The following is a 14,726-nucleotide window of genomic DNA, read 5'->3' as shown; positions in this document are numbered from 1 at the left end:
AGCTGGGGATCACGGTCAAGACATATGTGACACTAAAAGCTGCAAATGATCGCTGGATCACACTATTTTAATTCATTAATTGGCTGCGGAATGACGGGTGTACCGTATCTAAGCCATATTGGTGAGCAGGGAAAGCCAGAGTAAATTGACCAATGGCCATTAATGCACCACCTAGAATCACGGCTCGACGCTGACCGACAAAGTTATCGGCAAACCAACCGCCGATGAGTGGCGTGATATAAACGAGACCGGTGTAATAGCCATACAGCTCTAGCGCGTCTTTGGTGGACCAGCCTAAACCGCCATTGATGGTTTGATCGGTGAGGTAAAGCACCAAAATCGCACGCATCGCGTAGTAGGAAAAGCGCTCCCACAGTTCCGTGCCGAAGAGTAAAAAAAGTCCCCGAGGGTGACCGAGTATTGTTTTTTGGTTTTCCATAACTATTTAATTATTCGTGAGTTTTGTTGGGCCTGCATTTCTTCAATCGGCGTGCAGTACATTGCCGAAACGTTTGTTGGAAAGATCACCTCGCTACAGTTTGTAACAAAATATGTAAAACTAGATTAATGCTTTTTTATCAAAATTAAAAACTATTATTCAAGCAATAATGCCGTCATTAATGATGGGTTTTATCCGAATGATGAAATTTTGTCGCACTGAACAGCTGCCACCTATAGTGACGTGACAGCTGAGTGCGTCTTTGCGTGGGATCAAAAACAGAGGGAATTATGTGATGGGGGTCACTGTTAATGTGTGCCTATCAAGCGAGGGCGTGGCGCAGCCAAAGGGCAATATCCTGATACATGGCTTGGTGGCTTGGATCGGCTTCTGCCTGATTGGTGACAAATTGATAGAGTGTTTCCGAGTGATAGGTTTGCCCGATCAACTGGCTTGCCAGTATTTCTATCGGCCCTGGCGTTAAGCTATCGGTGAATAGCTGACAGTCGGCGATTTCGCCATTTTTTACATCTAAATGCAGCTCAACGCCCCCCCATTCGAAGCGTTCATCAAACGTATGCATAAATTGCGGGCTTTTGCCAAAATTCCATTCCCAACTGCACTGTTTTTCATAGATGGCGTTAAAGCCTTCGACATCGGGTTTGGCCTCAGGAGAAATGTATTCAATCTCAGCGGTATTGCCATAGTGGTTAAAGAATGCAGCTTTGATCGCATCACACAGAGCTTGGTGGGTGATCTCCGGGACATAATCGGAAATATTCGCTACCCGCGCGCGTACAGAGGTAATGCCCTTGGCTTGCAGCTTTTTGGGATCAGGGTTGAGGTAATCGCCCAGTCGCGACAAGTTGGCATTAATCAATAGGGTGCCGTGGTGAAAGCCGCGATCTTTGGTTTCTTTATAGGCAGAGCCCGATATTTTTCTTGGGCCTTCGGGCGTCTTCATGGTGAGGTCATTACGTCCACTGGCATCGGCATCTATTCCCAGGTTTTTCAGCGCGTCGAGTACAATTTGTGTTGATACCGACTTGTCGTAACCGGGCTTGCCGGCCATAAAGGTAAAATTAGTATTGCCAAGATCATGAAACACGGCGCCACCACCGCTTTGGCGTCGGGCTAACACAACGCCGTCTTGTTCCATTTTACGAGTGTTGCATTCGCGCCATGCATTTTGGCCACGCCCGATCACCACCGTATTGTCGTTACGCCAAAGAAAGAGCACATTTTGCGCTGATGACATGGTACGGAAAATCGTATCTTCCACCGCCAAATTAAACCAAGGGTGGGTCGAGGTGGATACAAACACGCGTAAAGGATGATTGTTGTCTTGCATACTGACTCCAAATTCGTCGAGATCTCGGCTCGTAGCATAGCAAACTCTTCATCTATGCCAACAAAATGGATAAACCGGTAGCTGATGGCGAGGAAAAATGGCTTAAATGCCGTTTAGCGTTTGGCATTAGTCGTGGCATTAATTAGTATGTAAGGTCAATTTATTACCTGTTCTCTCAGTCAATTGGCATTGAGGCGTATAACAAGACGACTCTGTCAGTTTGCTCAGACAATGGGTGAAACCATGATGTCAGCAGGTATTGTCACGCACCTACCTGGTTTGGACTGCCCAACGGGTCGACGAGGAAACAATGCAACAATTAGAAGAAATTCTTGCGAATGCAACCAATGCGGTGGCCGATGCTGCCTCTGTGGCTGCATTGGATGAAGTCCGGGTAAAATACCTAGGAAAGAAGGGTGAGTTAACCGCACAGCTTCAGGCTTTAGGCAAATTGCCTCCTGAAGAACGCCGCGAAGCGGGTCAGAAGATTAATCAGGCTAAGCAAACCGTGCAGCAGACGATTGCTGAACGTAAGCAAGCACTAGAACGTGCTGAGCTAGAAGCCAAACTGGCCGCCGAAACCATTGATGTGAGCCTGCCAGGCCGCCGGATTGAAAACGGTGGATTGCATCCGGTAACGCGCACCATTGAGCGTATTGAGCAATTTTTTGGTGAGCTTGGTTTTTCGGTGGAAGCTGGACCCGAAGTGGAAGATGGCTTCCATAACTTTGATGCATTGAACATCGCAGTCGATCATCCCGCGCGTACCGATCATGACACCTTCTTCTTTAACCCTGATTTGATGTTGCGTACCCATACCTCGGGCGTTCAGATCCGGACCATGGAAGCCGGCAAGCCGCCATTCCGTATTATTGCGCCAGGCCGTGTTTATCGAAACGATTACGACCAAACGCACACGCCCATGTTCCACCAAGTAGAAGGTTTACTGGTCGATAAAGACATTACCTTTGCCGATCTAAAAGGTATTTTGAACGACTTCCTTCGCAACTTTTTTGAGGAAGATCTCGAAGTACGTTTCCGTCCTTCCTATTTCCCGTTTACTGAGCCCTCAGCGGAAGTCGATGTGCGCCGTAAAGGTGGCAAATGGCTAGAGATCTTAGGTTGTGGCATGGTTCACCCCAATGTCCTGCGGTCGGTGAACATTGACCCAGAGGAATATCAAGGTTTTGCTTTTGGTATTGGGGTTGAACGCCTAACCATGTTGCGCTACGGCGTGAATGATCTTCGTGCGTTCTTCGAGAACGATCTGCGCTTTTTGAAACAATTTAAGTAATCAGTGGGGCAAGGTAATAATGAAATTCAGTGAATCTTGGTTGAGAGAGTGGGTAAATCCAGCAAACGACACCAACGCGCTTGCCCACCAGATCACCATGGCCGGTCTTGAAGTTGACGAGATTGCCCCCGTGGCTGGCGAGTTTAGCGGTGTGGTTGTGGGTGAAGTGGTGGAATGTGGTCAACACCCTGACGCAGACAAACTGCGGGTCACTAAAATTAATGTAGGTAACGATGAGTTACTGGATATTGTCTGTGGTGCGCCGAATTGTCGCCAAGGCTTAAAAGTGGCGGTAGCCATGGTTGGAGCGGTATTGCCGGGTGATTTTAAAATCAAAAAGGCCAAGCTACGCGGCCAGCCATCATTCGGTATGTTGTGCTCGTTCACCGAGCTGGGTATCGATGTGGAATCGGATGGCATTATCGAATTGCCCGCTGACGCGCCGATTGGTACTGACATCCGTGATTATCTTGCACTCAACGATGTCACCATCGATGTGGATTTGACCCCAAACCGCGCTGATTGTTTGAGCCTACGTGGCTTGGCGCGTGAAGTGGGCGTATTAAACCGCACCGATGTAACAGAGCCTACCATTACGCCTGTTGCTGCCAGCATTGAAGACAAAGTATCGGTGCGCATCGATGCGCCGCAAGCGTGCCCACGTTATCTGGGCCGTGTGGTAAAAAACGTTGATCTTAATGCGCAGAGCCCGTTGTGGATGCAAGAAAAACTGCGTCGCAGTGGTATTCGTTCTATCGATCCTGTGGTGGATGTCACCAACTATGTGATGCTTGAGCAAGGTCAGCCAATGCATGCGTTTGATCTTGGCAAGATTGAAGGTGGCATCGTGGTGCGTTTAGCCAAAGAAGGCGAAGCACTGACCTTACTTGATGGCAATGAAGCCAAACTAAATGCGCAAACGCTCGTTATTGCGGATAAGAAAAAAGCGTTGGCGATGGCGGGCATTTTTGGCGGCCAAGAGTCAGGTGTGACCACAGAAACCCAAGATATTCTGTTAGAGTCAGCCTTTTTTGCCCCGGAAGCGATTCGTGGTCGTGCACGTAGCTATGGTCTACACACAGATTCATCTCACCGCTTTGAGCGCGGGGTTGATCCGGCACTGCAAGCCGCAGCGATGGAGCGAGCCACTGAATTATTGCTGGCTATCTGTGGCGGCGAAGCGGGCGAGATTGTGACGGCTGAGTCCACTAACACCTTGCCGGTTCGTGACACTGTCACGCTTCGTCGTACCAAGCTCGATGGTTTACTCGGGCATGCTATTGACAACAAGGATGTCGATGCCATTTTGACCCGCTTAGGCTGTGCGGTGACGACCACCGATCAAGGTTGGGAAGCAACGGCACCAAGCTGGCGTTTTGATATTGCCATCGAGCAAGATTTGATTGAGGAAGTGGGTCGTATCTATGGCTACGACAATATTCCGACCCGTGCGCCGAAAGCTGCGCTCACCATGCGCGAATATAAAGAAGCGGCGATGCCACTCAAGCGTGTACGTGATCTTCTGGTTGACCGTGGTTTCCATGAAGCGATCACTTATAGCTTTGTTGAGCCCAAGCAACAGGCGTTGATTGTGCCGAATGTGGCGCCGTTAATCCTGCCAAGCCCCATCTCGGCGGATATGTCCGCGATGCGCTTAAGCTTATTACCTGGTTTGCTCAATACGGTGGCCTATAATCAAAAGCGTCAACAACCGCGCGTGCGTTTGTTTGAGTTTGGTTTACGCTTCACGCCTGAAGGCGATATGAGCGGTGACATACGTCAAGATAACATTCGCCAAGAGCGGATGCTTGCCGGGGTTATTGCCGGACCAAGTAGCGAAGAGCATTGGGATCTGACCAGCGCAACGGTTGATTTCTTTGACTTAAAAGGGGATCTGGAAGCGGTGCTTGAGCTAACCGGTCAGTTGAATGATTTCCGCTTTGTGTCAGCCTCTCATCCCGCGATGCACCCAGGCCAAACTGCAGCGATTGAGTTTGATGGCAATGTTGTCGGCTATATTGGTACGCTACACCCAGAGCTAGAACGCGAGTTTGGCTTAAATGGGCGCACCGTGGTGTTTGAGCTGGAATGGCAAGCGATTGATACGCGCTTTATTCCTGAAGCGGCCGGTCTGTCCAAGTTCCCTGCAAACCGTCGTGATATTGCGGTGATTGCTGATGAGTCGCTCGCATCAGGCGATGTAGTCGCTGCGTGTTTACAAAGCGGTAATGCGCTGATTAAAGATGCGCAACTTTTCGACCTGTATACCGGTAAAGGGGTAGAAGATGGGAAGAAGAGCTTAGCGATAGCACTTATTTTGCAATCGGATGAGCGCACCCTAGAAGAGGCCGATATCAGTGACGCGGTGTCGGGTGTCGTGCGCAACCTCTCAGAAAAACTGGGCGTGGTCTTGCGAGATTAGCCCCATTTAAGTGAAAAAAGCAGCGGTAACGCTGCTTTTTTTATGCCTAAATGGCCTAACATCTATACGTTTGAAAAACTGAATAAATTCGCTATATTTGTTTATTAATTGTTCAATTATTGATAAAAGCGTCTAATATTGACCACAGAGGTTGTCCATCTATAGACGTACCGGCAGATAAACGTGTAACGTATTGGTTTAAAAGGTCAATTTTTTGGACATGGCGCTATTTTTTTTCATGTAAAAAAGTTGGCGCAAATCAGCCAGTTGGCATACACTTGTTTTTAAGTGGTTTTCGAATGTTCCTAAAATACAAGGGCTAAAGACGCGTAGACCACGTGTAGAATGGCGGTGTCGATACTGCGGTATTGCCAATATGTTAAACAATTCTTGAGGGAAAACCTATGGCGCTCACGAAAGCCGATTTGGCTGAGAACCTGTTTGAAAATATCGGGATTAGCAAACGGGACGCCAAGGATACAGTCGAAGTGTTTTTTGAAGAAGTACGAAAAGCGCTTGAAAGTGGCGAGCAAGTCAAACTGTCCGGTTTTGGTAATTTTGATTTGCGAGACAAGAATCAACGCCCCGGTCGAAACCCTAAAACAGGGGAAGATATTCCGATCACGGCGCGTCGTGTTGTCACTTTTCGACCCGGCCAAAAGCTTAAAGCACGAGTTGAAAATGCAGAAGTTGAAAAGTAAGCCTATATCAACTTGTCGGTGGTGATAGCACCACAATAGAAAGCCGTGTGCCTTTGGTTCACGGCTTTTTAATTTGTCTATACATGATCACATTGTCAGGATAAAACACTGGGGTTATTGGTTATCTCGTTGTAACGTTTTGTTGTCTAGTTGTAATAAAAGGAAGCATTATGCTGACAGCACGCCCAGGCGCCTTTATTGATGCCGCCCTGACCGCGCCTCACGCGTTCCAAGCCGACCAATGGCAGCAGTCGTCTCTGACCTTTACACACCACATGCCCGGTGTGGTTCGCATCCAACCTGACAACCCCACGGTCTCGCGTTGCGTGGTTTTATCTTCGGGGATCCATGGCGATGAAACCGCACCGATTGAGCTGATTGACGGGTTGCTGGCCGATATTCTCAGTGGCGCATTGATTCCGACGGTGCCGTTACTGCTTATTATTGGTCATGCAGAAGCCATTAAAGCCCATACCCGGTTTATCGAAGATAACTTGAACCGACTTTTTGGTGGCTGGAATCAAGAAAAAAACGAAGAACACCACTTGGCTAACCAGCTACAGCAAGCAGTCAGTGACTTTTTTGCGGCGCAGCCCGCGTCAATGCAGCGTTGGCACTTGGATTTACACAGCGCTATTCGCGACTCTTTCCACTATATGTTTGGCGTGATCCCCACGACGTCTAAAGCGACGGATGTACGCCCACTGGCGGCCTTGCTCAACGATGCGCAAATGGATGCGAGTGTTCTGTCACAATCGCCATCCCCCACATTCAGCTGGTACAGCGCCAACCATCATGATGCCTTGGCGGCGACCTTAGAAATGGGGCGTGTTGCGCCACTGTATGAGAACGACATGCGTGAGTATGCACCGCTTAATCAGACATTACGCACGCTCCTTAGCGAGACTGCGTTGCCCTCGACACTGACACCCATGCGTTTTTATCGAGTAACACGCACGTTGACGAAACACACCGAGCAGTTTGCGCTGACGTTTTCATCCTCGGCGAAGAACTTTACGCCGTTTCAGCAAGGTGAATGCTTAGCCACGGATGAAGGCATGAGCATTTATGCTGAGCAAGACGGTGAAGTCGTGATCTTCCCCAATGCGAATGTGCCTGTTGGCCATCGTGCTGGATTATTAGCCACGCCTTTTCGCCCTGATGCCGACCAGCCCTTGTATGTGAATACAACATCAGCGTAATTGCGTACTCTTGCCACACGCTGGTCGTTAGCGCTTTTCAACCGTTGATTCAGTCGGTAAAGTACATTGCATTATTATGTGCTAAATAGATGGTCGAACGACCCATGCAAGTGTCATCACTCACCGCCCGCCAACATATCCGTTGGCGGCGCGCGTTATGTCTTTTTTCCTGTCTTTTGTTGTTAGCCAGTGGCGTGGCGCTAAGTGTGGGAGAGCTCTGGATTAATCCGCTCGCGCCCGATTCGCCATTGGCGCAACAACTGCTGATCCAGCTGCGTTTGCCTCGGGTGTTAGCTGCATTATTGATAGGAGCGTCGCTGGCGATGGCGGGAGCCAGCTTGCAAGTATTGCTGGGTAATCCTTTGGCTGAGCCGGGTGTGCTTGGGATCTCCGGTGGGGCGAGCATTGCGGTCGTCTTATTATTACTGCTTGCGCCTACGTGGGCATCAAGCTCGCATATGGCGATTGCTGCGATGCTAGGCGCCAGTACCTTTACCTTGATATTGGTGATGTTGGCACGCCGGGCATTAGCCACGTCCCGAATTTTATTGGTGGGGGTTGCCCTGAGCATCTTAGCCGGCTCGGGAGTGACATTGGCATTTTATTTCAGCACCGACTTTAACCTACGCCAATTAATGGTTTGGTTAATGGGATCGCTATCGGGCATGCGTTTAGAGCATGTTGCGATATTGTCGATAACGTTACCTTGTATTGCGCTATTATGGCGCTACGGGCAAAAACTCGATCAACTCATGCTTGGCGACCAACAAGCACAGCAATTGGGACTTGATACTCATCGGCTGCGTTGGCAGTTGATTGTGCTCGTGAGCATACTGGTTGGGGTATCGGTTGCGACGGCCGGTGTGATCGGCTTTATTGGTCTAATTGTGCCGCATTATTTGCGCTTATGGTTGGGCAGCCGTAATTGCTACTTGTTGCCAATGTCGGCGCTTGCCGGCGCATTATTGCTCGTCTGTGCGGATACCATTGGACGGCTTATTATTCCCTCGGCGGAGTTACCTGTCGGCGTGGTGACCAGTGTGATTGGTGCACCTTTGTTTATTTGGATGTTAGTGAGGGCGGGGTAATGGTGGTTCATGCGCAAGATGTGAGTTTGCCGCCGAGGCTTTTCCCCCTTTCCCTATCCGTTGAAGCCGGGCAGGTGGTGCATTTAATTGGGCCTAATGGCAGTGGCAAAAGTACCTTGTTACAGCTTCTCTCGGGATTAGAGATGCCAGAGACTGGTCACATCGCGATCAATAGCCAACGTCTCGGCGGTCAAACCCGGCAAACATTGGCGCAGTGGCGCGGCTACCTGATGCAGCATCAACGTCCGGCGTTCGTCATGGCGGTGTTTGAATACCTTAGTCTGGTGCTTGATAGCTTACCAAGACAAAGCTTACAGCAAATGGCTGGCAGTGCACGTGATGAGGCGGTGAATCATATCGCCTCGCGTTTAGCTGTTTCCGATAAACTCCATCGGCGCATTGATAGCTTGTCCGGAGGAGAGTGGCAACGTGTTCGTCTCGCCGGCGCTTTGTTGCAAGTGTTGCCGTCACTTAACCCTCATGCGTGTCTGCTATTACTGGATGAACCGGCAACTGGGCTTGATGTGGCACAACAAGAAATCATCTACCAAGAAATTAGCATGATGGCAGCAACTTATGGCATTGCGATTGTGATGGCGAATCACGATCTCAACCGGACATTGGTACATGCCGATAAGGTATTATTGCTTAACCAGGGACGCCTTGTTGCCACTGGGCGCCCTGGGCAGGTGTTAACCGATCGCCAACTTTCAGAGGTGTTTGCGACCCCGCTCGAGCAAGTCTCCACGGTAAATGGCCCCGTGATTATGCGTGCGCGAACGAGTTAACTACCACGCGTTGCTAGTCACGTTCATCGTTGTCGATAACCGTTAATTTGGCGCGAATAAAGTCAGCATGATCGACATAAAGTAGATCGGCCGTTTTTCGAATCACGGCTTCCTCTAAGGGGTCGATGTTTTCATCAGCGTAAGCCACCGACCACATGGCTTCGATAAGCAAAATCCGTGTGTGCGGGTCGAGATCGCGTAATTTGTCGGTATATTCATAGAGTGACGTTGCATGCTCACTGTGTTGTCGTGCTTGCTCAAGTAACGATTCAGCTTGCGTGGTCTCAAGCGATAACAGTTGGCAGATCCGTGCTTTCTTGGTCTCCTTCTCCCTTTCATCAATATCATGATCCGCCATGGCGACTTCACTGAGCAGGCCAGCCATCGCTTGATGCCGTGATAAGCCTGCCTGATCGCCCTGTTGCCCCAGATCGGCCGCAAAGGCAGATTCTAATTTACTAAATAGCTGTTTAAGCATGGCGCTTCTCCCTACTGCGAAGTCATTTAGGTCTGTCATAGAATACGGTGCGAATCCTATGCAGGTTTGATTCTTTTTACTTTGTGATAGGATGCGACACCAATCAACCTTATTTATCGGCTGTGACACTGATAAACGCCTTAAAAGATTAAGCAGTAAGCAGGAATCGCCTTGAGTTCACGTCATCACAACACGCCAGACACGCTATTTGCAGCCTTAAACGATTGTATGCTGCAAGACCGTTTTCGCTTTAAAAAACGCATTCACGGTGCGCAGAAAATCAATAAAAACGATGCCAAACAGGCCGTTTACGATCAAATCGCCGCGGATATGGCGCAAAGCATGCAGCGCCTTTTATCACGACAAACGAGCACGCCCACCATTAGTTATCCTGAGGCATTGCCCGTTAGTCAGAAAAAAGACGATATTGCCGAGGCTATTGCCAACCATCAGGTAGTGATTATTGCCGGTGAAACGGGATCGGGTAAAACCACTCAGCTACCCAAGATTTGTATGGAATTAGGGCTGGGTGTTGCAGGGACCATTGGTCATACGCAGCCACGTCGCTTGGCGGCGCGATCTGTTGCTTCTCGCATTGCCGATGAGCTTGATGTCGAGCTTGGCCGTAGTATCGGCTATAAAGTGCGTTTTAACGACAAGGTGTCAGATGCGACTCAAGTAAAGCTGATGACTGACGGGATTTTGTTGGCAGAAATTCAGCATGATCGTTATCTCAATCAGTATGACTGCATTATCATCGATGAAGCGCATGAACGTAGCCTCAATATCGACTTTATTCTCGGCTATTTGCGCGAGTTGCTGCCAAAGCGTCCCGACTTAAAAGTCATCATCACCTCGGCGACCATCGACCCAGAACGTTTTTCTAAGCATTTCAACAATGCCCCCATGATTGAGGTGTCTGGCCGCACTTATCCGGTTGACGTGCGCTATCGTCCGTTGGCTGCTGAAGACGATGAAAGCGACCGCGATCAGCTTGAAGCGATTAGCGAAGCCGTCGATGAGCTTTGCACCGAAGGGCCAGGCGACATTCTGATCTTTATGAATGGTGAGCGAGAAATTCGTGACACGGCCGATCACTTGCAACGTCGCCAGTTACGGGATACCGAGATTTTACCGCTCTATGCTCGGCTTTCTGCCGGCGAACAAAATCGTGTTTTTCAATCTCATTCTGGGCGACGGATTGTACTGGCCACCAACGTCGCAGAAACCTCGTTGACGGTCCCGGGGATCAAGTATGTGATTGATCCGGGTACGGCGCGCATTTCACGCTATAGCTACCGCACCAAGGTACAGCGGTTGCCCATTGAGCCAATTTCGCAAGCCAGTGCCAACCAGCGTAAGGGCCGTTGCGGGCGTGTGTCAGAAGGGATTTGTATTCGCCTTTATAGCGAAGACGATTTTTTAGGTCGACCTGAGTTTACCGATCCGGAAATTCTTCGAACCAATCTGGCGTCGGTGATTTTGCAAATGACGGCGCTTGGTCTGGGTGATATTCAAGCCTTTCCGTTTGTTCAGCCACCTGATAGCCGTCACATTAAAGACGGTGTGCGCTTACTCGAAGAGCTGGGGGCAATTAAATCCGGACAAGTGGCCTCCAAGCGTCAGCTGACGGGAGTGGGCAAAACCCTGGCCAAGCTTCCGATTGATCCGCGTTTAGCGCGCATGGTGATTGAAGCGCCTAAGTATGGGGCACTCAATGAAGTGATGGTGATTGCTGCCGCGCTGGCGATTCAAGATCCGCGTGAGCGTCCGGCGGACAAACAGCAACAAGCCGATGAGCAGCACCGCCGGTTTGCCGATAAAGAATCCGACTTTTTAGCGTATGTCAATCTGTGGGGCTACGTGAAAGAGCAGCAACAATTGCTGTCGAATAACCAGTTCCGCAAGCAGTGTAAAAAAGACTACCTCAACTACCTGCGTGTACGAGAGTGGCAAGATGTCCACTACCAAATTACCCAGGTAATGAAAGAGCAAAACAGCGCATTTAACCAAGAGCCGGCAAACTATCAGGCTGTGCATATGGCTTTACTCGCCGGCATGTTGAGTCATATTGGTTTAAAAGACCAAGAGAAGAACGATTACCAAGGTGCCCGCAATGCACGTTTCCATATTTTTCCTGGATCGGGCTTATTTAAAAAACAGCCTAAATGGGTGATGGTGGCCGAGCTGGTCGAAACCTCCAAATTATGGGGGCGAATTGCCGCGCGGATCCAACCCGAGTGGGTCGAACCCTTGGCGCAGCATCTGATTAAGCGCACCTACAGTGAGCCGCATTGGTCTCGGAAGCAGGCGGCGGTCATGGCAAGCGAAAAAGTGACCTTATACGGGATCCCGATTATTGCCAGCCGCAAAGTAAACTATGGCCCGATTGATCCTGTGCTCAGCCGCGAACTATTTATTCGCTCGGCGCTGGTTGAAGGCGACTGGCAGACTAAGCACGCCTTTTTCCGTCAAAATCAAAAGCTGCTTGCAGAGGTAGAAGAGCTAGAGCTTAAATCGCGTCGCCGCGATATTTTGGCAGACGATGACACCTTGTTTGATTTTTATGACCAGCGTCTCGATCACAGTGTGGTCAGTGGTCGCCACTTTGATAGCTGGTGGAAAAAAGCCCGTCAGGACGATCCCGATTTACTGAATTTCGAAAAAGCCATGCTGCTGCAAGGTGATGCGAGCCATGTCACCGAGTTAGATTATCCCAACGTTTGGTATCAAGATAACGTCAAACTCAAGCTCAGTTATCAGTTTGAACCTGGGCAAGATCATGATGGGGTCACGGTGCATATTCCGTTACCAATTCTCAACCAGGTATCTGAAGAGGGCTTTGATTGGCATGTGCCGGGTCTGCGTCATGAGCTGATTGTCGCATTGATCAAATCCTTGCCTAAGCCGTTACGTCGTAACTTTGTCCCGGCCCCCAACTATGCCGATGCAATCTTACAGCGCGTGACGCCACTAGAGGCGCCTTTGCTAGATAGTATGGAAAAAGCCCTTAAGCAGATGTCAGGGGTGACGATTGCGCGTGAAAGCTGGAACTTCAGCCAACTTCCAGAGCATTTGCGGATGCAGTTCCGCGTCGTCGATGATAAAAATCGAACCCTCGCGGAAAGCGAAGATCTGAACGCGCTCAAGGTGTCACTCAAAGATCAGGTTCAGGCCACCTTGTCGGACGTGGCAGATGATGACATTGAGCAGCAAGGGATCACGCAATGGCACTTTGGCCGTTTGCCATCGCGTTATCAGCAAAAAAAACATGGCTTTGAAGTCAAGGCTTACCCGGCACTGGTGGATGAAAAAGACAGCGTCGCGATTCGCTTATTTGAAACGGAAGATCAGCAACTAAAAGCGATGCAGGCCGGACAGCGCCGGTTGATTTTACTCAATGTGCCATCGCCGATTAAGTATCTTCATGCACATTTACCCAACAAATCAAAGCTGGGGCTGTACTTTAACCCCTATGGGCGTGTGCTGGATTTAATCGATGATTGTATTGCTTGTGGCGTCGATAAATTAATTGCTCAGCACGGCGGCCTTACTTGGGAAGAGGCCGAGTTTGAGTCGTTAAAAGAAACCGTGCGTGCAGAGCTAGGCGATACAGTGGTCGACATTGCTCAGCACGTTGAGCAAATCCTGACGCATGCGTTTACTATCAACAAAAAACTGAAAGGCAAAGTAGATTTGTCGATGGCATTTGCTATGTCTGATATTAAAGCGCAATTGGAAGGCTTGATATACAAAGGGTTTGCCACCTACTGTGGTTGGGAGCGGCTGCCGGATATTTTGCGCTATATGAAGGCGATAGAGCGTCGACTAGAAAAATTACCCGTCGATCCGACGCGCGATCGTAACCATATGCTCAAGATAGAGTCGGTCATGAACGACTATAAAACGCTGTATAACAAGCTGCCAAAAGGAAAGCCGGTGCCTGATGAGGTGAAGGCGATTCGTTGGATGATTGAAGAGCTACGCGTGAGTTACTTTGCTCAGCAATTGGGTACCCCGTACCCGGTCTCTGATAAGCGGATCAAAAACGCAATGGCTGCGCTTTAATTGTGGCAACCTTCTGCCACCGTCGACTTGCGCGTGTACGTCGGTCTGCGGTGAGCTGATTAAATTACTTAACTATCAATAGCTAATGAAACCGTGTCTTTATGGCACGGTTTTTGTTTTTGTCAATACAGGCACGCTAACTAGATAGCCTGTATTGCAGTGGCAAAACAAGGAGCACATCATGATGCGATTCATTCTTCCCTCTTGGGGACTTGGGCTGTTGGGCTTACTTACGTTGAGCATCTCTCATCCCGTATTGGCCAGCTTTAAAGATGACGTCAGTGGGCTATATCAATCCCTTCACCTTGAAGGAGAGGTGTCTTATCACGCTTTTGCCGATGCCTACCGTCACTTTTCCCAGCATCACAGTGCCAAACCTGTGATGACGTTGATTGATTATGGTAAGCCGTCGACCGAGAAACGCTTTTGGGTGATTAATGTCAAAACGCGTAATGTCCTTTTTCGTTCGTACGTCTCGCATGGCAAGAACAGCGGGAATCTGTATGCCAAGACGTTTTCTAATCGCGTCAATTCGCGACAAACATCCCTCGGCATTTATCGTGCAGCGGAAACGTATCACGGCAAACACGGCTATTCGCTGCGCTTAGATGGCCTCTCTGAAGGTTTGAATGATAAGGCGCGTGAACGGGCAATTGTGATTCACGGTGCTGACTATGCCAATCCCGCCATGATTGAGCAAAGCGGTCGTCTTGGACGAAGCTGGGGATGCCCGGCATTACCCACTGATTTATCATCTCGTGTGATTGATGTGATCAAAAATGGCACCTTCATCTATGCCTTTTCCCACCAGGCATAAAAAAGCCCGCGAGTCAGTTATCACGATGCATTGCAAAGCTCACTACCGAACAATAACTGTTGCTAGCTTACTGCCAAA

At 49.5% G+C, this 14,726-nt stretch carries 10 protein-coding genes and 1 pseudogene; 8 read left to right on the top strand and 3 right to left on the bottom strand.

Annotated elements, in window-relative coordinates:
* Positions 1 to 97 precede the first annotated feature (97 nt).
* Positions 98 to 439 (bottom strand): annotated as a pseudogene (locus tag BZJ21_RS03080) (peptide MFS transporter); the annotation flags it as partial.
* 322 nt (positions 440 to 761) lie between these two features.
* A complete protein-coding gene (locus tag BZJ21_RS03075) occupies positions 762 to 1,790 on the bottom strand; it encodes a lipoate--protein ligase (protein ID WP_077669099.1) in 1,029 nt (342 codons plus the stop codon).
* 310 nt (positions 1,791 to 2,100) lie between these two features.
* Here BZJ21_RS03075 and pheS point away from each other — a divergent pair, with 310 nt between their 5' ends.
* From pheS to btuD, 6 genes are all read left to right on the top strand, one after another.
* Complete coding sequence (pheS, locus tag BZJ21_RS03070) at positions 2,101 to 3,084, top strand: phenylalanine--tRNA ligase subunit alpha (RefSeq protein WP_077669098.1); 984 nt, start codon at positions 2,101 to 2,103, stop codon at positions 3,082 to 3,084.
* Between the two features lie 19 nt (positions 3,085 to 3,103).
* Positions 3,104 to 5,506, top strand: coding sequence for a phenylalanine--tRNA ligase subunit beta (pheT, locus tag BZJ21_RS03065; RefSeq protein WP_077661160.1), 2,403 nt, complete (start codon positions 3,104 to 3,106; stop codon positions 5,504 to 5,506).
* Between the two features lie 404 nt (positions 5,507 to 5,910).
* Positions 5,911 to 6,207, top strand: coding sequence for an integration host factor subunit alpha (gene ihfA / locus BZJ21_RS03060; RefSeq protein WP_077460508.1), 297 nt, complete (start codon positions 5,911 to 5,913; stop codon positions 6,205 to 6,207).
* Positions 6,208 to 6,377: 170 nt separating this feature from the next.
* Positions 6,378 to 7,409 carry a succinylglutamate desuccinylase gene (locus BZJ21_RS03055; RefSeq protein WP_077661161.1) on the top strand — a complete coding sequence of 344 codons (1,032 nt, stop codon included), beginning with the start codon at positions 6,378 to 6,380 and terminating at the stop codon, positions 7,407 to 7,409.
* A gap of 104 nt (positions 7,410 to 7,513) precedes the next feature.
* Positions 7,514 to 8,497: a vitamin B12 ABC transporter permease BtuC gene (gene btuC / locus BZJ21_RS03050; protein ID WP_077669103.1), complete on the top strand. Its 984-nt coding sequence runs from the start codon at positions 7,514 to 7,516 to the stop codon at positions 8,495 to 8,497.
* The gene (btuD, locus tag BZJ21_RS03045; RefSeq protein WP_077669097.1) at positions 8,497 to 9,285 is read left to right on the top strand and encodes a vitamin B12 ABC transporter ATP-binding protein BtuD; all 789 of its coding nucleotides are present in this window, start codon (positions 8,497 to 8,499) and stop codon (positions 9,283 to 9,285) included. The genes btuC and btuD overlap by 1 nt, the downstream gene beginning before the upstream one ends.
* A 13-nt stretch (positions 9,286 to 9,298) precedes the next feature.
* On the opposite strand, the gene BZJ21_RS03040 is transcribed toward btuD, so the two are convergent.
* On the bottom strand, positions 9,299 to 9,763 hold the full coding sequence (locus BZJ21_RS03040; RefSeq protein WP_077661163.1) for a tellurite resistance TerB family protein: 465 nt from the start codon (positions 9,761 to 9,763) through the stop codon (positions 9,299 to 9,301).
* 228 nt (positions 9,764 to 9,991) lie between these two features.
* Between BZJ21_RS03040 and hrpA the strand changes: the two genes are divergently transcribed.
* On the top strand, positions 9,992 to 13,831 hold the full coding sequence (gene hrpA / locus BZJ21_RS03035; protein WP_236719508.1) for an ATP-dependent RNA helicase HrpA: 3,840 nt from the start codon (positions 9,992 to 9,994) through the stop codon (positions 13,829 to 13,831).
* A 181-nt stretch (positions 13,832 to 14,012) separates the two neighbouring features.
* A complete protein-coding gene (locus BZJ21_RS03030; protein ID WP_236719505.1) occupies positions 14,013 to 14,648 on the top strand; it encodes a murein L,D-transpeptidase catalytic domain family protein in 636 nt (211 codons plus the stop codon).
* Positions 14,649 to 14,726: the final 78 nt, after the last annotated feature.

The organism is Salinivibrio costicola subsp. alcaliphilus, from assembly GCF_001996185.1.
GTDB classification, from domain to species: Bacteria; Pseudomonadota; Gammaproteobacteria; order Enterobacterales; family Vibrionaceae; genus Salinivibrio; species Salinivibrio costicola.
This window is presented reverse-complemented; position numbering and strand designations above follow the sequence as displayed.